14 protein-coding genes are annotated in these 17,319 nt (G+C 62.4%); 3 read left to right on the forward strand and 11 right to left on the reverse strand.

Features of this window, described 5'->3' with window-relative positions; all coding sequences use genetic code 11:
- Nucleotides 1-28: 28 nt before the first annotated feature.
- From OKW35_RS44515 to OKW35_RS44525, 3 genes are all read right to left on the reverse strand, one after another.
- Nucleotides 29-1,255 carry an efflux RND transporter periplasmic adaptor subunit gene (locus OKW35_RS44515; protein ID WP_184065308.1) on the reverse strand — a complete coding sequence of 409 codons (1,227 nt, stop codon included), beginning with the start codon at nt 1,253-1,255 and terminating at the stop codon, nt 29-31.
- Between the two features lie 23 nt (nt 1,256-1,278).
- Nucleotides 1,279-4,539: an efflux RND transporter permease subunit gene (locus tag OKW35_RS44520; RefSeq protein ID WP_429555381.1), complete on the reverse strand. Its 3,261-nt coding sequence runs from the start codon at nt 4,537-4,539 to the stop codon at nt 1,279-1,281.
- Nucleotides 4,540-4,948: 409 nt separating this feature from the next.
- Nucleotides 4,949-5,383, reverse strand: coding sequence for a VOC family protein (locus OKW35_RS44525; protein WP_008918388.1), 435 nt, complete (start codon nt 5,381-5,383; stop codon nt 4,949-4,951).
- 151 nt (nt 5,384-5,534) lie between these two features.
- Here OKW35_RS44525 and OKW35_RS44530 point away from each other — a divergent pair, with 151 nt between their 5' ends.
- The 3 genes from OKW35_RS44530 to OKW35_RS44540 all read left to right on the forward strand — a co-directional run bounded on the left by OKW35_RS44530 (nt 5,535) and on the right by OKW35_RS44540 (nt 7,677).
- Nucleotides 5,535-6,410 (forward strand): LysR family transcriptional regulator, encoded by an 876-nt coding sequence (locus tag OKW35_RS44530; protein ID WP_429555382.1) that lies wholly within the window; start codon nt 5,535-5,537, stop codon nt 6,408-6,410.
- A 187-nt stretch (nt 6,411-6,597) separates the two neighbouring features.
- Entirely contained in the window at nt 6,598-7,236 is a 639-nt protein-coding gene (locus tag OKW35_RS44535; RefSeq protein ID WP_429555383.1) for a LysE family translocator, read from the forward strand.
- 90 nt (nt 7,237-7,326) lie between these two features.
- On the forward strand, nt 7,327-7,677 hold the full coding sequence (locus OKW35_RS44540) for a hypothetical protein (protein WP_429555384.1): 351 nt from the start codon (nt 7,327-7,329) through the stop codon (nt 7,675-7,677).
- A 78-nt stretch (nt 7,678-7,755) separates the two neighbouring features.
- On the opposite strand, the gene glnA is transcribed toward OKW35_RS44540, so the two are convergent.
- The 8 genes from glnA to OKW35_RS44580 form a co-directional block, all read right to left on the reverse strand.
- A complete protein-coding gene (gene glnA / locus OKW35_RS44545) occupies nt 7,756-9,261 on the reverse strand; it encodes a type I glutamate--ammonia ligase (RefSeq protein ID WP_184065323.1) in 1,506 nt (501 codons plus the stop codon).
- A gap of 93 nt (nt 9,262-9,354) precedes the next feature.
- Nucleotides 9,355-9,558: a hypothetical protein gene (locus tag OKW35_RS44550; protein ID WP_018424860.1), complete on the reverse strand. Its 204-nt coding sequence runs from the start codon at nt 9,556-9,558 to the stop codon at nt 9,355-9,357.
- A 312-nt stretch (nt 9,559-9,870) separates the two neighbouring features.
- On the reverse strand, nt 9,871-11,037 hold the full coding sequence (locus tag OKW35_RS44555) for a radical SAM protein (protein WP_429555385.1): 1,167 nt from the start codon (nt 11,035-11,037) through the stop codon (nt 9,871-9,873).
- A gap of 576 nt (nt 11,038-11,613) precedes the next feature.
- A complete protein-coding gene (locus OKW35_RS44560; protein WP_409259621.1) occupies nt 11,614-11,931 on the reverse strand; it encodes an FmdB family zinc ribbon protein in 318 nt (105 codons plus the stop codon).
- A complete protein-coding gene (locus OKW35_RS44565; protein WP_429555386.1) occupies nt 11,900-13,516 on the reverse strand; it encodes a methyl-accepting chemotaxis protein in 1,617 nt (538 codons plus the stop codon). The genes OKW35_RS44560 and OKW35_RS44565 overlap by 32 nt, the downstream gene beginning before the upstream one ends.
- Before the next feature lie 180 nt (nt 13,517-13,696).
- Nucleotides 13,697-13,852, reverse strand: a complete 156-nt coding sequence (locus tag OKW35_RS44570; RefSeq protein ID WP_409340125.1) for a hypothetical protein — start codon at nt 13,850-13,852, stop codon at nt 13,697-13,699.
- A gap of 155 nt (nt 13,853-14,007) precedes the next feature.
- A complete protein-coding gene (locus tag OKW35_RS44575) occupies nt 14,008-15,720 on the reverse strand; it encodes a SulP family inorganic anion transporter (protein WP_429555387.1) in 1,713 nt (570 codons plus the stop codon).
- A 530-nt stretch (nt 15,721-16,250) separates the two neighbouring features.
- Nucleotides 16,251-17,303: a LacI family DNA-binding transcriptional regulator gene (locus tag OKW35_RS44580; protein ID WP_184065334.1), complete on the reverse strand. Its 1,053-nt coding sequence runs from the start codon at nt 17,301-17,303 to the stop codon at nt 16,251-16,253.
- Nucleotides 17,304-17,319: the final 16 nt, after the last annotated feature.

The raw sequence follows: 17,319 nt of genomic DNA on the forward strand, positions 1-17,319 counted from the left end.
GTACGCGCCTGGCGTGAAGCCGCGAACGTCACGACGCCCCCTTGCCGTTCTTCTGCAGCGGCTGCACCTGCACGTGATCGCCATCGGCAATCGAATCGCTCGGGTTGACGATGATGCGATCGCTCGGCGAGATACCGCTTTCGATTTCGAGCTGCTGTCCGAGGTCCACCGCGATCACGACCTTGCGCAGGCTCACGTTGCCCTTTGCATCGACGACCGCGAGGCGCGGACCCTCCGCGCGAAACAGCAGCGCGTTGCCGGGCACCGTGAGACGCGCATGCGCGGCGGCCGGCACCGCGACCTGCACGTACGCGCCGGGGCGCAGCTTGTCGTCGGGATTCGGCAGCGTCACTTCGATCTGCAACGAGCGCGTGGGTACGTCGATCGCGCCGGATATATGCGTGATCTTGCCGTTGAACTGCTGGCCCGGCAGCTCGGCCTGCGTGACCACGACCTTCTGCCCGACCGCGACGTTCTGCGCGTAGGCCTGCGGCAACTGCACGTAGACGCGCAACGGGTCCGATTGAGCAAGCGCGAACAACGCACGGCTCGTGCCGCTGCCCGCGTCGATCAGATCGCCGACGTCGACGTTGCGCTGCGTGACCACGCCGGTAAACGGCGCGACGATCCGCTTGAACGATTCGAGCTGCTGCAGACGCTTGACGTTCGCATCGGCGGCCGCGAGATTCGCGAGGTCCTGCGTGTAGGTGCTTTGCCGTTCATCGAGCTCCTGCTGCGACACCGCATCACGCTGGCGCAACTGCTGCCAACGGTCCAACGAGCTCTTCGCGAGCGCGAGGCTCGAATTGATCTGCTGACGCTGTGCCAGAGCCTGCGCGAGTTCCTGGTCGATTTCCGGCGTATCCAGCTCGGCGAGCAGTTGCCCCTGCTTCACGTGGGTGCCGATGTCGGCGTACCAGTGCAGCAGATAGCCGGTCGCGCGTGCATAGATCGGCGACTCGACATAGCCGCGCAGCGTGCCCGGCAGCAGCGTGTCGCCGCCGCCCTCGGTCTGGGTCGGCATGACGACGTTCACGTACTGCGTGGCATTCTGCTGCGCGATCGCCGCGACTTCGCGGTTTTGCAGCACGTTCGCGATCACGGTGCGAAGTGTGCCTACCACGAGCAGCACGAGCACGATCACGACGGCGATCTTCGCGCGCTTCCATTCGCGATGGCGCGGCGGCAGCCGGTGCTCTCCTTCTTCGGTTTCCCGCGCGGGGATCGCTAGCGATGCATGAGTTTTTTCGGTCATCTCAGTCAACCATCGTTTAACTTTTACGCGGGCGTCGCCGCACTGCTGGGTTCCGGTGCGGGGGTGTCACTATGGCCGCCACTGCCACTGCCACCGCCATCGTCGCCAGCGTCGCCACCGCCGTTGTCGTCGTCGCCGCCGTTCTTATGACGGCGCGCGAGCCACGAATGAATTCCCGCAAACACGAGCGGCACGAAAAACAGCGTCGATACGGTCGCGAACAGCAACCCGCCGATCACCGCGCGGCCAAGCGGCGCATTCTGCTCGGCGCCTTCGCCGAGACCGAGCGCCATCGGAATCATGCCGATGATCATCGCGAACGCGGTCATCAGCACCGGACGAATCCGGCTCGCGCCGGCTTCGAGCGCGGCCGTGAGCGGCGGTGCGCCGGCCGACAGCCGCTGGCGCGCGAACGCGACCATCAGAATACTGTTCGCGGTCGCGACGCCCATCGTCATGATCGCGCCGGTCAGCGCCGGCACGCTCAGATGGGTGCCGGTCAGGAACAGCATCCACATGATCCCCGCGAGCGCCGCCGGCAACGCGCTGACGATGATCAGCGGATCGACCCACGACTGGAAGTTCACGACGATCAGCAGATACACGAGCACGATCGCCATCGCGACGCCGATGCCGAGCCCAAAGAACGAACTGCGCATCGTCTGTACCTGGCCGCGCACGGTGATCGTGCTGCCGCGTGGCAGCGAGCCGCGCACCTCGTCGACGATCTTGTCGACCTGATTCGCCACGCTGCCGAGATCGCGCTTTTCAACGCTCACATACAGATCGATCACCGGACGGATGTTGTAATGCGTGACTTCCGCGAACTGGCTCTTCGGCGAGATCTGCACGAGGTTGCCGAGCAGTTGCGTCGGCCCGTTCATCGTGGCCGAGACCGGGGTGCGCAACAGTTCGTCGATCGAAGACACCTGGTACTGCGGCGTCTGCACCGCCACCTTGTATTCCACGCCGTTCCTGTTGTTGACCCAGAAGCCCGGCGACGTCTGCGAGCTGCCCGACAGCGAAACGAGCACGTTCTGCGCGACGTCGTTCGCGGTCAGGTTCAGTTGTTGCAGGCGGGTGCGGTCCATGTGCAGATCGATCACCGGTTCGTCGAGCTTCTGCTGGATATGCGTGTCGACGGTGCCGGGAATCAGTCGCACCTGCTTCAGCAGCTTGCGCGCGACGTCGAGGTTGCCCTGCTGATTCGCGCCCGAAATCTGCACGTCCACCGCGGCAGGCAGGCCGAAGTTCAGGATCTGCGTGACGATATCGGCCGGCTGAAAGAAGAACTCGACGCCCGGGAAACGCTGCGGCAGGATCGCGCGCAGCTTGTCCATGTAGATCTGCGACGGCTTGTGGCCTTCGTTCAACGCAATCTGGATCTCGCCGTCGAGCGTGCCCATCGTGCCCGCATTGCTATACGACAGGTTGATGCCGCTATACGGTACGCCGAGGTTGTCGAGAATCGTGCCCAACTCCCTGGGCGGCACGACTTCGCGGATCACCTTTTCGACCTCGTCGGCAAGCCGCGCGGTCTCCTCGATACGCGTGCCGGTCGGCGCGCGCATGTGCAAGCGGATATCGCCCGCGTCGACGCTCGGGAAAAAGTCTTCGCCGAGCGTGAAGAACAGGCCCATCGACAGCACGCAGAAACCGAGGAACAGCGCGCCGAACATCTTGCGACGCACGAGCAGGCTGCTCAGGATCATGATGTAAGTCGCGCGCATGCGCTCGAAGCCTGCGTCGAAGCGGTGATACAGACGCATGAACAGATTCGGCTTCGTGCCCGCCTTCGGCTTGTGCGCGTGGCCCATCAGCAGCATCGCGAGCGTCGGCACGAGCGTACGCGACAGGATGTACGAAGCGAGCATCGCGAACACCACCGCTTCCGCGAGCGGCACGAATAGATAGCGCGCGACGCCGGTCAGGAAGAACATCGGCACGAACACGATACAGATACACAGTGTCGAGACGAGCGCCGGCACTGCGATTTCGCCGGCGCCTTCGAGAATCGCATCGTGCAGATTCGTGCCCAAGTGCAGGTGCCGCTCGATGTTCTCGATCGTCACGGTCGCGTCGTCCACCAATATGCCGACCGCGAGCGCGAGGCCGCCCAACGTCATGATGTTGATGGTCTGCCCGAGCGCGTGCAGCACGATCAGCGACGACAGAATGGACAGCGGAATCGAGATCGCGATGATGCAGGTGCTGCGCCAGTTGCCAAGGAACAGCAGGATCATCGCGGCGGTCAGCGCCGCGGCGGCCAGCGCTTCGCGCACCACACCCTGCACCGCCGCCTTCACGAATACCGACTGGTCGAACAGCGCGGTGATCTGCAGATCCGGCGGCAGCGCGGCGCGCGCTGCCGGCAAAATGGCTTTCAACGTATCGACGATCGACAGCGTCGACGCGTTGCCGTTCTTCAGCACCGAAATCAGCACGCCGCGATGACCGTTCTGCCGCACGATGTTGGTCTGCGGCGAGAAGCCGTCGCGCACATGCGCGACTTCACGCAGGTAGGTCGTCGCGCCGTTGACGGTGCGCACCGGAATGTCGTTGAGACCTTCCAACGTCGGTGGCGACCCGTTCATGTCGATCGTGTATTCCTTCGGCCCGATCTTGGCCGTGCCCGTGGGCAGAATCAGGTTTTGCGCGTTGAACGCGTTGACCACGTCGGCAGGTGTCAGGCCCTTGGCCAGCAGCGCGCGCGTGTCGAGGTCGACCGAGATCAGCCGCGATTTGCCGCCATACGGATACGGCACGGCCGCGCCCGGAATCGTCACCAGTTGCGGTCGCAGGAAGTTCAGCGCGGTGTCGTTGAGATCCTGCTCCGAGAGTTTCGGACTCGACAGGCCGAGCTGGATGACTGGAATGCTGGAAGCCGAGTAGCTGATGACCAGCGGCGCGGTGGCGCCCGGCGGCATCTGCTTCAATTGCGCCTGCTCGATGGCGACCGTCTGCGCGATCGCCGTCTGGATGTTCGCGTTGGGCTGCAGAAACACCTTCAGGATCGCGATGCCGGGGAGCGATTGCGATTCGATATGTTCGATGTCGTTGACCGTCGTGGTCAGACTGCGCTCGTTGACCGACGTGATACGGGTGGCCATGTCTTCGGCCGACAGCCCCGTATACGTCCAGATGATGCTGACGACCGGAATGTTGATATCCGGCAGCACGTCGACGGGCATGGTGAACAGCACGAAGGGCGTCGCCAGCACGATCAGAATTGCCATCACGATGAACGTGTATGGCCGCTTAAGCGCTACGTTGACGATCCACATTGAAACGGGCCAGAGAAAATGCGGGTGGAGGGAGGGATTGAATCTGCGCTTATGCTAGATCGATGGTACCAACGCCTGCATGGCATGAAAATGGCGAAATCGTCAGGAAGCTTGTTGAAAGCAAATGCGCCATTTTTGAAGGCGAAGGGCTCTCGCCGAATTAGCTGCGAATTGGCCGCAAAGCAAACGTTTGTTGAATAAATTTACGCGCAGTTAATGAAACGTTTGCTGATACGCGGCACGTTTTTTGGCCGAAATGATATGAAACATGCTTTCAGATTGATTCGCAAGACGGGGCGATTTTGCTCCGTGCGGCCATCCCCTTCAACGAAAATAGGCCGGTCAACCTGAATGGTCGACCGGCCCTCATTTGCAGTCATTCGTATCCTGGCGTCAACGCCCGCGACGCTTATTTGGCGAACAGCGACGACATATCGGCGAACGCCTTGAACTCGAGCGCATTACCCGACGGATCGAGGAAGAACATCGTCGCCTGCTCGCCGACCTCGCCCTTGAAGCGCACATGCGGCTCGATGATGAATTCGATGCCGGCCTTCTGCAGTTTGTCCGCGGCGGCCTGCCATTGCTCCATCGACAGCACCGCGCCGAAGTGGCGCACCGGCACCGCGTCGCCATCCACTGCGCTGGTATGACGGTGACCGACTTCGTCCGGCGCCAGATGCGCGACGATCTGATGACCGTAGAAATTGAAATCGACCCATGCGTCCGAACTGCGCCCTTCCGGGCAGCCGAGCAATTCGCCGTAGAACTCGCGCGCGGCGGCGAGGCTATGAACAGGAAACGCCAGGTGGAACGGCGGCAAAGCGGTTTCGGCAACGCTCATGATAGGAAGACTCGCTGGGGTGGGTGTGAGGATGAATTGCGACTGGCACGACTGGCAACCGGTTCAGTTGAAGCAAAGTTTAATCATGAATAAAAATGTTGAGAAACGATATATATTTGACCTGACCATCACCAAAATCGATTGATCGATCATGCTCAGCGAGTTGAAAACCTTGCTTGCCGTCAGCCAGTACGGCACGTTCTCCGGCGCGGGCGCGCGCATCGGGCTCACGCAATCGGCCGTCAGCGCGCAGATGCAGCGGCTCGAACAGGAACTCGGCTTTCAGCTGTTCGACCGCACCGGCCGCTCTGCGACGCTCAACGAGGCGGGCCGCGAAACGCTCGCGCTCGCCGAGGAAATGATGACGCTCTATGCGCGGCTCTCCGAGCGCAGCGGCGGCGCCGCCGAAAGCGGCATGCTGCGGGTCGGCGCGATCGCGTCCGCGCAGGTGTCGCTGCTCGCCGACGCGCTCGCGCGCTTTCGCGACGACCGTCCCGGCTGGCGGATTCGCGTGGTGCCGGGCGTGTCGCTGGGGCTGCTCGGCCAGGTCGACTCGGGCGAGCTCGATCTGGCCGTCATCATCAAACCGCCGTTCGCGCTGCCGTCGGAACTCGAATGGCGCACGCTCGTCGCCGAACCGTTCGTGCTGCTCGCGCCGAAAAAGCTTGCGCGCGGCGGCCGCTCGTGGCGCGAACTGCTGCGCAGCGAGCCGTTCATCCGCTACGACCGCGCGTCGTTCGGCGGACGGCTCGTCGACCGTTTTCTGCGGCGCGCGCGCCTTGGCGTGCGCGATGCGGTCGAGCTCGACGAATTGCAGGCGATCGTGCAACTGGTCGCGCGCGGCATGGGTGTCGCGTTGATTCCGAATACGGCCGGGCTCGGCAAATGGCCAGCGAGCGTCGTCGCACTCGAACTCGGCGATGCGAGCTTCGAGCGCGAGATCGGGCTCGTGCTGCGGCCGCGGCATAGCCGGCCGGTGGTCGCCGATGCGTTGGCGGAGTGTATTGCGAGCGCGGCGCACGGTTGAGCGCTTTGCACGCCGCATTCGATGCGAGTTCGCTTCGGGTTCGAATCGAGTGTGCTGCCATACGTACGCGCAACTGTATCTGTGAATCGCGCGCGACGGCGCGCAGAATCGTTGCTTCATTCAACCTGCTCTGTGGCGCGTTGCATTGCATTGTCGAACACGCGCTCCGCCCTTGCATTTGCCCGCCATGATCGTTAGCCCTCTGCTCACCGCCGATGTCCTGATCGCCTACAGCGCCTATTTCGTCGGCACCGCGAGCCCTGGGCCGAGCAATCTCGCGATCATGTCGCTCGCGATGAGCGCGGGCCGACGCGCGGCACTGGTGTTCGCGCTCGGCGTGGTGTCGGGCTCGTTCTCATGGGCGCTGCTCGCGTCGCTCGGGTTGTCGGCGGTGCTCGCCGCCTACTCGGAATGCCTCGTCGCGATCCGGATCGCGGGCGGCTTGTATCTGCTGTGGCTCGGCTTGAAGTCCGCACGCTCGGCGTGGAGCGGCGGCAAGCCGGCCGCGAGCGCGGCGCGCGTCGACGAACCGCTCGGGCGACTCTATCTGCGTGGCCTTTTGCTGCATCTCACGAATCCGAAAGCGGTGCTGGTGTGGCTGTCGATCGTGTCGCTCGCGATGTCGCCGGTACACGGCGCCGCGCACGTGACGCCGGTCGTGCTGGGCTGCATGGTGATCGGCGCGACGGTATTCAGCAGCTACGCGGTGCTGTTTTCGACGGCGTCCGCACGCCGCGTCTATACGGCGATCCGGCGCTGGCTCGATGGCTCGCTCGCGGTGATGTTCGGCATTGCGGGGGTCAAATTGTTGACGTCGAAGCGTTGAGGTGGGTCGGGCGCGTCTGGGTCGCCCGAGGCCGCGCTCTGCGATACTGGCGGTTCGGCTCCATCAACGACGGCACCCACCTACGCAACGATGAACGGCAACGACCACGACGCACCTTCTTCCAACCAACGCTCGCCGCTGCAAAAGCGGCTCTATCTCACCGGCGCGGCGATCCTGGTCGTCAGCCTGATCGCCGCGGTGCTCATCTACTTGAGCGTCCCGCCGCCCGATAGCGCGGTCGCCATGTACGGCATCGTCGATCCGCGCTATCAGATCGAGCTACAGCAGATCGGCGGCAACGCGGCGGTACTGATGGCGCAGTTGCATCAATGGTTCGATAGCTTGTGGCACGGTGTCAGGCTCGCTTATACGGTCGCGGCGCTGGGCGCCGCGCTCGCGGCTGGCTGCATTTTCATCGGCCATTTTTTCGCGGACGATTGAGTCGCGAGGCGCTCGCATCGAGGCGCTCTAGTACCAAGACCGAGTCACCGCCTGCGTTGTTCTTCTAGATATCGAAGTCTAGATATCGAAGTACAGATAAAACTCCCATGGATGCGGACGCAATTTGATGGTGTCGATCTCGCGGCTGCGCTTGTAGTCGATCCAGGTCTGGATCACGTCGTCGGTAAAGACATCGCCTTTGCGCAGGAACGTGTTATCGGTTTCGAGCGCGGCCAGCGCCGCGTCGAGGGAGCCCGGCACCTGCCGTATATTGCGGGCTTCTTCGGGCGGCAGATCGTAGATGTTGCGGTCGAGCGGTTCGCCGGGATCGGTCTTGTTTTCAATGCCGTCGAGGCCGGCCATCAGCATCGCTGCGAAAGCAAGATATGCATTGGCCGACGGATCCGGACAGCGAAATTCGACGCGCCGCGCGTTCGCCGAATCCGAATACATCGGAATGCGCGCCGCGGCCGACCGGTTGCGCTGCGACATCGCCAGATTGACGGGCGCCTCATATCCGGGTACCAGGCGTTTGTATGAATTCGTCGTCGGCGCGCAGAAGGCCATCAGCGCGGGTGCGTGCTGGAGCAATCCGCCGATGTACCAGCGGCACAGGTCCGAAGTCAGCGCCCAGCCGCCCGCGTCGTAAAAGAGGTTCTGTTCGTCTTTCCACAGGCTCTGGTGACAATGCATGCCGCTCGCATTGTCGGCGAACAGCGGCTTCGGCATGAAGGTTGCGACCTTGCCGTGCCGACGCGCGACGTTCTTGCAGATGTACTTGTAGATCATTACGTTGTCGGCCATGCGGGTCAGCGTCGCAAAGCGCATATCGATCTCGTTCTGTCCCGCGGTCGCAACTTCGTGGTGATGCACTTCGATCTGTACGCCCGCCTGCTGGAGCGTCAGCGCGATTTCCGAGCGGATTTCCTGCAGCGTGTCATGAGGCGGCACCGGGAAATAGCCCTCCTTGTAGCGCTGCTTGTAGCCGAGGTTGCCACCGCCGTATGCGCCTTCGTCGCGACCGGTGGTCCAGTCGCCCTCGCCCGACTCGACGTAGTAGTAGCCGCAGTGCTGATCCTGGCCGAAGCGGATGGAGTCGAAGATGAAGAATTCGAGCTCGGGCCCGAAATAACACGTCGTCGCGATGCCCGTCTGGCGCAGGTAGTTCTCCGCCTTTTTCGCCACGTAGCGCGGATCGCGCGAATACGGCTGCCGCAGCACGGGATCGACGACGTCGCAAATGATCGACAGCGTCGGTGTGCCGCAAGCCGGGTCGACGAAGGCCGTTGCGGGGTCAGGCCGCAGCAGCATGTCGGACTCGTGGATCTCCTGAAAGCCGCGGATCGATGAACCATCGAAACCGATGCCGGCGCTGAACAGGTCGTCGTGAACCTCGGGAAGCGTGATCGAAAAATGCTGCCAGAGTCCGGGCAAGTCGGTGAATTTCAGATCGACGATCTGAATATCGCGCGCTTGCAGCAGGCCGATCACATCGCTTGCGCTTTGTGGTCGCGTGACGCGATAGCTGCCCGCTTCGACGGACACCGCAAACGGCGATCCGGTTGTTCCTTGCGTACTGGCCATGAACTTTGCCCTCTTCCGCCCCATTACCACCCGTGTACTTATAGTCCAACGTTAGTACGTCCACGCGCGAAAACAAGGCGGCAGTGCGTGGACCTAGCGGTCTTGCTCCAGTGCCTTCAAATGAGCCTCGCCGGCATCTCTGGCAGCGGCGGAGGTCGCATACGTCTCGTCCGAAACGAGCGAGCGTTTGACCTCACGGGCCGCGAAGTCGACCAGCGTGATGACCCAGACATGCTCGCCACCCTGCTCGGCCGTTTGCACGAAAGCGCGCACGTCGCCCTTGTCCTCTGATTTCATCGTGACCTCCTTGTGGAAAAGTCGCGCGGAAAAAGGGGGCGCGACAATAAAGCCGTTCGCGAGCCGCGGTGCTTTCCTCACGGAGCGCGCAACTTGATCTTAGGCAATGGAATCGGTCCAATGACAGTTTTCTCGCTTCCGATGCCGAGCACAGCCGATGGGTTCGGCGGTGAAAGCGGCTTGCCCGCAATCATCTAAAGCCCTCGTCGAGACCTTGTCGGGAGGCGCGGTTGCGCCGGTCGAGTAACGCGGACGGGCGTTCGAATGGGGAGCAGCCGTCTCCCCCGGGGACCTCAGTCGCGGAAATTGAGCTCATTCAGCTTGCGGCGTGGAACGGCGTTGGCCAGTCCGTCTTGCGAACGAGATGAGCGCCGCCCGAGGTAACTCTTCGACTGAAAGCGCCCACAGCGAATACGCAACGCCGCGCTGGAACAACAAGCCGACAGCAGCCCGAAGCTGCCCCTTGCCCAGCGCGTACACCGAGTCGGTCACGGCGACGGCACCGTGCATCAGAATGCTGGCATGCCGGTAGCATCCCATCATGCAGTCATTGCAGGGTTGCCGTTGATCGGGCAGGCGGTCGAGGTCGAAGACGGAGCCCATCGGCTCAGGCCACGCCTCGCAACGCCAAACATCGAGGTTCCAGTCGATATAAAAGTACTTGCTGCCACCGATGCATGGAACCAGTTGCTGTTCGCCGCGCACGAAACGCGCGACCTCGGCCAGTGCAGCGCTCGGGTCCATGACACGGAAATGCTTCTTGAGGCGCGCGATTGCGCTCAACGCTTCGAGTAGTTCGTCGGTGTTCAGGTCGACGAGTTTCGATTCTTCGTCGTAAACAAGCGATGTAGATCCAAACGCCTCGCGCCGTGGATAGGAAAAAACGACGGCATCGAAGCCGAGCCGGTTGAGCGTCTCGGGAAGCAACTCGTAACGGACCAGTCGGCTCACCGTAATCGATGCGCAGACCTCGATGCCGAAGCTATGGGCCTGAGTGATGCCCTCGCGGATGCGGGCCTCGAGACCGCGCAGACCGCGATTGCGCTCATGCTCGCGCATGTCCGCGCTATCGATGGAAATCAGCAGACGCCTGAGGCCGGCCGCCGCCAGTGGCTTGATGTAGCGGGGAAGAAACCAGCCGTTCGTGATCACGCCGCACTGCATGCCGGCCTTGGTGGCCGAAGCCACGAGCGATGCGATCTCGGGATGAACCAGCGGCTCACCTCCCTGCAGCGTCATGTAACGAATCCGGCGTCTGCGCAGGATCGGCAGTGCGCGCGCGAACTCATCAGGGTCGAGATAGCGACGTGGCCCCGCCAGATCTTTCTCGCGAGAGAACCCGCAGAAGTCGCATGCGGCGTTGCAAACGTTCGTCACCGATACGTCGCACACCGCGGGCAGCGGATTGTGCGGTTCGCTGCCGACACCGTCTGCATGCCGCTGATCGCGCCACTTGATGATCCGCTCTGTCGTATCCATGGCACCCTCACGGCCTACCGACGAATTCGGCAAGAAGCTTCATAGAATACGCTCGACGCGCTGCGCGTGATCCATTCTTACGCCAGCCTACGCCCCGACCCGTGACGGTCAGCGGATGGAAACTACGCACCGTTGAAGTTAAACAACCGCATAACGGCAACCACGCGCAAATGACGTTGCCTATCATGCGTACCGCGCCGTCAATCTGGCAGCACGCACTGCCTATTTCCAGATTTGCACGCTCCCATCGAGATACCCAATCTCCTTCGTCTTGCTGCCCGTAAGCAGGCACGAGCTTGAAACGGCCCGAGTCTGGAGCGCAAGTCGGCTCACGTCTCGCAGATGTGCATAGGATTTCAAACGAGTCGGCGTTTTTGGTGTGACATCCCGTTTCAGGCTCCTGATAAACACGCGCCGCACAGTCGGTAACCGCCTTACGCCATCCCACAAGGCGACGGGAGGATCTGCGAGCGTAGATCCGCCGGCAGGGCTGAACCCGACGCACGAATGTCCGCGCGAAAGCATGGGCAACGGCTGCAAAGGCCCGGATTTTGCCGTCGCCCGGTCAGACAGGTTTCAGCTCTTTCTGGAGGTTTTCGGCACAAATGGCGTGGGTGTGTGCAGAACCTTCTCGCTTCCGCACTTTGGGCAAGCCGGATGAGCGTTTTCATGTTCAGCAAGATGCTCGGCGTGTTCGAACATCTCACCGCACTTCTCACACCTGTACCGGTAAGTCGGCATGGCATTCCTCCAACGAGAATCCCGCACGTCGGGCTGACCAGATACGTCTACGACGTCGGCAATAACCCATTCTAGTCCAGGAAAGTGCGAGAAACGCCTGCGTGCACCTCGCGCGCAGCGCTCATCGTATGGGGCGAATGTCAGTTTGCCCATCGCCTACCAGCCGAAATACCTGCACGGCATCTTCCAATGTGGACGCCTGTTCTTGCATGCTGGCTGCCGCGGCTGCCACCTGCTCCACCAGGGCGACGTTCTGCTGGGTCATCTCGTCCATCTGCCCGATCGCGCGGTTGACTTCGCCGATGCCGGTACTTTGCTCGTTGCTCGCGTGGGTAATCTCACCCATCAAAGTGACCACACTATCGACAGCCGTGACGATTTCGGTCATGTCCCGGCCAGCCTGGTCGACCAGTTCGCCGCCTGCATTGACGTTGCCGACCGAGTCGGTGATCAGCGCCTTGATTTCCTTGGCGGCCATGGCGCTGCGTTGGGCCAGGCTGCGCACCTCGGCGGCGACGACCGCAAAGCCGCGTCCCTGGTCGCCGGCGCGTGCTGCCTCGACGGCCGCGTTCAAAGCCAGGATATTGGTCTGAAAGGCAATTGAGTCGATCATGCTAATGATGTCGACGATCTTGTGGGAACTGCCGCGGATCAACGACATGGTGGTCACCACATGCCCCACCACGGTGCCGCCTTTGACCGCGAGATCGGAGGCCGAGGCGATGTGTTGGTTGGCGTGCGAAGCGCGTTCGGCATTGGCGCGGACCATCGCCGTCAACTGTTCCATCGTCGACGCGGTTTCCTCGAGCGAGCCAGCCTGCGCCTCGGTGCGGGACGAAAGCTCCGCGTTGCCGGCCGCAATTTCGCGCGCGCCCAGCGCGATCATATCGGAGGCACGTCGGACGTTGCCGACTACCGAGGCCAAACCGACACTGATGCCGTTCATTGCCTGCATCAACTGGCCCAGTTCGTCGCGCCGGCTGACATGAACTTGCGCGGTCAAATCGCCGGCCGCGAGTTTTTCGGCGGCGGCCTTCGCTTCGAGCAGTTGCATGCCGAGACCGCGCCGGGTCGTCACGAAGACCAGCGCGCTGACCAGCAGCGCGCCGAGTAGCCCGAAGCCGATCACCCCGGTTTGCAGGAAAGCGGGCAATGCCGCTCCCGGGCTCGATCGGTCGGGGGGGATCACGGCCTCCAGCAGCCGACCATAGCCCAGCAGAAGTACGGTATTGGCGGCCAGCGTAAGCAGCGCGAGTCTGGCTCCGATCGACAGGTTCCACACCTCACTGACGTCGAGGCCGACATACAGCGCGCCGATTATCTCGCCAGAACTGTCCCGGATCGGCTCGTACCGTGTCATGTATTGCTTGCCGAATAGCGTCGCGTAACCGGTGTAGGGTCGCCCGCCGCGCAGCATCCGATAGCCGGGATGCGAGCGGTCGAGCACCGTGCCCACGGCCCGCTCGCCGGTTTGCCTTTTGACCGAAGTGGCGACGCGCACGAAGTCGTCGCCAATTGCGACGAATAACGTGCCCGTCGCGCGGGTCTTGCCGGTGAAGTGGTCCACTTCGCCGTAGTTGAGGTTCAGCAGGGTGTTCCCGTTCAGCAGCCCGGGGGTCATGACACCGAGGATGTCGACACTGCTTGATTCGTCGCGTGAAAATGGAGCTGGAAAATACCCGGCGAGCGTTCGCGCGTGACGGCGCACCTGGGCCTTGAGCGGCAGCAGAGAGTACATGAAGTGAACCCCGTCGACTAAGTCAGCGAGCCGAATAAATCGGCCGTTTTATTCTGAATTCATTAGACAGAATATTGCATGAGATGGCAATAGAGTGTGCTCGCTAATCTCAGCTCACTGAAAGGCGGCGCCAGGGCGAACCTCAAGAATATCGGCATGCGCCGTGGCGCTCCGCGCGGGTCATAGATGTTTGAACACGCCGAACGCCAGAGCACGCAGTTCTTCGAACTGCGTGACGAGTTCGACACACAAACTGAAGGCCAGCATTGCAGTCGCGAAATGACCGAAGTGTATGCTGGACAGATATGTTTCGATGGTCGAATCGAAGCCGTTCATGTTCTTGTGATCGATATCTGCCAGTCGAAGCGGAACGTCAGAATAATTGAGGCAAGCGACAACAAATGAGGCGCAGACAACGTTTGCTAGCAATTTGCCCGTCCGAGGCGGTGTTCGCGGCATGCGCCGCCTCAGTGCGAAGCCAGGGCGGCCCGTTATGGCGCCCCCTTAACCCGCTCATGCGGATTCTCCACTCCCGCCATGCTCAGCGCCTCATGCAGCGTGCCGAAAATACAGCGCTCCTCGACGATCGGCGTGATTCCATGCCGATCCATATCCGAGCGCAAATAGCGATTCACCCGCGCAAAGACCACCTCGATCCCATTGCGCTTGAGCGCCGAGCACAACTCGCCCACCGAGCGCGCCGCCGAATAATCGACATCCGTAATCGCGCTCGCATCGACGACGAACCAGCGCACGGCGTTCGGTGCGTGATCGATCAGGCGGCGCGTATCGTCGACGAAAAAATGATCGTTCGCGTAGAACAGATCGGCGCCGAAACGATAGACGATCAACCCAGGCGCGGTCTCCACGCCGGGCACCGCCGGCACCGGCACCCACATGCCGTCGCCGTTGGGCGCGAGCATCATCGTGTGGGGGCGGTAGCTGTGTCGCACGTGACGCAGCAACGACAACGCGACGGCGACCAGAATGCCGTGCTCGACGCCGATCAGCACGACCGCCGCCGCCGTGAACAAAGCCAGCGCGAATTCGCCGGGACTTTCGCGGCGAATCGAAAAGAGCGACTGCAGATTGACCAGGCCGACCGCGATCGTAAACACGATGCTCGCGAGAATGCAGTGCGGCAGATACTGCAGATAGCGGCTGAAAAACAGCAGCACGACCACCACGAACGCCGCGAACACGAGCTGCGCGAACTGGCTGCGCGTGCCGGCGCGATCGGCCATCGCGGTCTGCGTCAGGCTGCCGTTGACGACGAACGCGCCGGAAAACGCCGCCGCCGCGTTGGCGGCCGCTATGCCGAGCAGGTCTGCGTTGATATCGACCGGCTCGTGATAGCGGTCGGCGAACACCCGGCTCGCCGCGGCGCTTTGCGCGACGATCATCACGAAGCACGACGCCGCGACCGGCACGAGATCGAGCATCTGCTGCCACGTCACCGACGGAATCCGCAGCGGCGGCAATCCGCCCTCCACCGGTCCGAGGATGGAGATGCCGTGCGCGGCGAATCCGAACACATCGCTCGCGGCAATGCCCGCGACGACCGCGACCAACGGCACCGGCAGACGCGGCCAGAAACGTTTGCAGACGAGAATCGCGGTCACCACGAGCAGCGAGATCGCCAGTGTCGGCCGATTGATCTGCGCGGCGTCGCTCACGACGAGCAGCAGTTGTTTCACGCTGCTCGCCGCATGTCCGGGCACGCCGAGCATGTCGCCGAGCATCGCGATGCCGACCTGCACGCCGACGCCCGCAAGAAAGCCGACCAGCACCGTACGCGACAGGAAATCGGCGAGAAAGCCGAGCTTGAAGATGCGCGCGACGAACAGCAACGCGGCCGTCAGCAACGCGACCATCGCCGCGAGCGCCGCATACTCGGCGCTCGACGCGGGCGCCATCGTCGAAAGACGACTCGCGAAGATCGTCGCGGTGGCCGAATCGGCGGCGACGACCAGATGCCGCGAAGCACCGAAGAACGCGAACGCGACGAGCGGCAGGAACACCGTGTAGAGCCCGGTGACGGCCGGCATGCCGGCAATGCGCGCATAGCCGAGGACCTGGGGAATATCCATCGACGCAAGCTGCACACCGGCTAGCGCATCGCGCGCCGCCGCAATCCGGCTCAAAGGAAGAACGCCCTTCAGCGCGCTGGCACGCGCCGCCATTTTTTGCAGAGAATCTTGCATACGCGATGCTGACCTAAAACGAAAGTAATCGCGCATCGTGCCGCGAACCGGCGCGCCAAGGCAAGACTTATGGAAGGGAGAACGGGCTATTGACGAAAACGAAAACGAGAAAGCAAACCGAAAGAACGCAAACGATTGCTCCTTTCAAGCGCACAACAGACTAACGGACGTTAATCGCAAAGCGAAAATCTCCACGGCGCAGCCGCGGAAAAAAACGCGCGAAGAAGATCTACCGTTTGAATTGCCCTGTCTGCGGGTCCACATAGCGCGCGAAACCGAACAGCGCAGCGATGCAGATCGGACAGGCGATCAGAAAGATGGCCAACATCACACTCACCCCGTAACAACTTGTTACCGGGAAGTGTAAAGAAATTTGAAGTAAGTTTAATGAGGGAAAACCGCAAAGCACTATTGCGAAGGATTACGGGAGCCTTAAAGAGATCGTCGATACGCAAGTGAAAACGCGAATAGGCCGCCACGGCGCGCGTGCGCGCGCCAGGCATCACAGCGCCACGATTAGGCAAACCCTTCTACCGCTTTGCGCCGCGCGTATTTTTCTTCGGCATCGGCGCTGGCCCGACCGATTCGCGCATCGTCACGCTGAGCGGAAACTCGCGCACGATCTCCCAGGTGGTGCCGTAACACTGGTTGATGAGCCAGCGCACCGCGTTTTGCGTAAGTTCCCCGGTTGGAATATGCACCGACGTGAGCCCGGGCGCCGCGTAGGCGGCCGAGTAGTCGTCGTCGTAGCTGATCACGGAGATGTCGTGCGGCACCGAAATGCCCGCCTGGTGAAAGCGCGCGAGCACGCTGACCGCCATCGTGTCGTTCGCGCAGAACAGGCCGGTCACGCGCCGCTGCGTCTCGAGCAGCTTCTGCGCGGCCGCGTAGCCGCCTTCGGGCGAAAAGTCGGATTCGATCAGCGTGACGTCGTCGCGCGCAATGCCGGCTCGCGCGAGCTCGGCGAAAAAGCCGTCGATCCGCATCACGTTGTCCGACGCGGTAGCGGGCCCGGAAATCACCGCGATGTCGCGATGCCCGTGATCGAGCAGCGTGCGCGCCGCGAGTTCGCCGCCGCGCCGATGATCCGCGCTGAACGACGCCTCAGGCAACTGCTCGAACGCGCGATTCAGGAACACCATCTTCGGATGCATGCCATGCAGCATGATCAGGTCTTCGTCGTGCAGATCGTGGCTGATCACGACCACGCCATCGCAATCGCGGCCGATCAAAAAGCGCACTGCCTCGATCGCCTGCTCGCGCGGCGACACCTCGCCGCAACCGGTCGCGACCACGACATGGCGCCCCACCGCGCGCAGCTCGGTGTCGGTCTGCTTCAGGATCGTGCCGTAGTAGGAACCAAAGAAGGTCGGCACGAAGATGCCGATGATGCCGAGCTGCTGCGTCGCCATCGCCCGGCCGATCGACGACGGGCGGAAATTCAGCGCCTCGATCGCCGCCTTCACGCGCGCCGCGGCATCGGCGGAAATCGGTCCCTTGCCGGAAATGGCTCGTGAGGCGGTCGACATGCCCACGCCGGCCAGTTCCGCGACGTCCTTGAGTGTTGCCACGCGGTTCTCCATCAAGCCTGTCTCGACG

Source organism: Paraburkholderia sp. MM5477-R1, from assembly GCF_050436385.1.
In the GTDB taxonomy this organism is placed as follows: domain Bacteria; phylum Pseudomonadota; class Gammaproteobacteria; order Burkholderiales; family Burkholderiaceae; genus Paraburkholderia; species Paraburkholderia tuberum.

Excerpts from the sequence above, each read along its gene's own strand:
- OKW35_RS44560 (WP_409259621.1), bottom strand. The coding sequence starts at position 11,931 with ATGGGCAAACTGACATTCGCCCCATACGATGAGCGCTGCGCGCGAGGT.
- OKW35_RS44575 (WP_429555387.1), bottom strand. The coding sequence starts at position 15,720 with ATGCAAGATTCTCTGCAAAAAATGGCGGCGCGTGCCAGCGCGCTGAAG.
- OKW35_RS44570 (WP_409340125.1), bottom strand. The coding sequence starts at position 13,852 with ATGAACGGCTTCGATTCGACCATCGAAACATATCTGTCCAGCATACAC.
- OKW35_RS44580 (WP_184065334.1), bottom strand. The coding sequence starts at position 17,303 with ATGGAGAACCGCGTGGCAACACTCAAGGACGTCGCGGAACTGGCCGGC.
- OKW35_RS44535 (WP_429555383.1), top strand. The coding sequence starts at position 6,598 with ATGATCGTTAGCCCTCTGCTCACCGCCGATGTCCTGATCGCCTACAGC.
- glnA (WP_184065323.1), bottom strand. The coding sequence starts at position 9,261 with ATGGCCAGTACGCAAGGAACAACCGGATCGCCGTTTGCGGTGTCCGTC.
- OKW35_RS44520 (WP_429555381.1), bottom strand. The coding sequence starts at position 4,539 with ATGTGGATCGTCAACGTAGCGCTTAAGCGGCCATACACGTTCATCGTG.
- OKW35_RS44515 (WP_184065308.1), bottom strand. The coding sequence starts at position 1,255 with ATGACCGAAAAAACTCATGCATCGCTAGCGATCCCCGCGCGGGAAACC.
- OKW35_RS44565 (WP_429555386.1), bottom strand. The coding sequence starts at position 13,516 with ATGTACTCTCTGCTGCCGCTCAAGGCCCAGGTGCGCCGTCACGCGCGA.
- OKW35_RS44555 (WP_429555385.1), bottom strand. The coding sequence starts at position 11,037 with ATGGATACGACAGAGCGGATCATCAAGTGGCGCGATCAGCGGCATGCA.
- OKW35_RS44550 (WP_018424860.1), bottom strand. The coding sequence starts at position 9,558 with ATGAAATCAGAGGACAAGGGCGACGTGCGCGCTTTCGTGCAAACGGCC.
- OKW35_RS44530 (WP_429555382.1), top strand. The coding sequence starts at position 5,535 with ATGCTCAGCGAGTTGAAAACCTTGCTTGCCGTCAGCCAGTACGGCACG.
- OKW35_RS44525 (WP_008918388.1), bottom strand. The coding sequence starts at position 5,383 with ATGAGCGTTGCCGAAACCGCTTTGCCGCCGTTCCACCTGGCGTTTCCT.
- OKW35_RS44540 (WP_429555384.1), top strand. The coding sequence starts at position 7,327 with ATGAACGGCAACGACCACGACGCACCTTCTTCCAACCAACGCTCGCCG.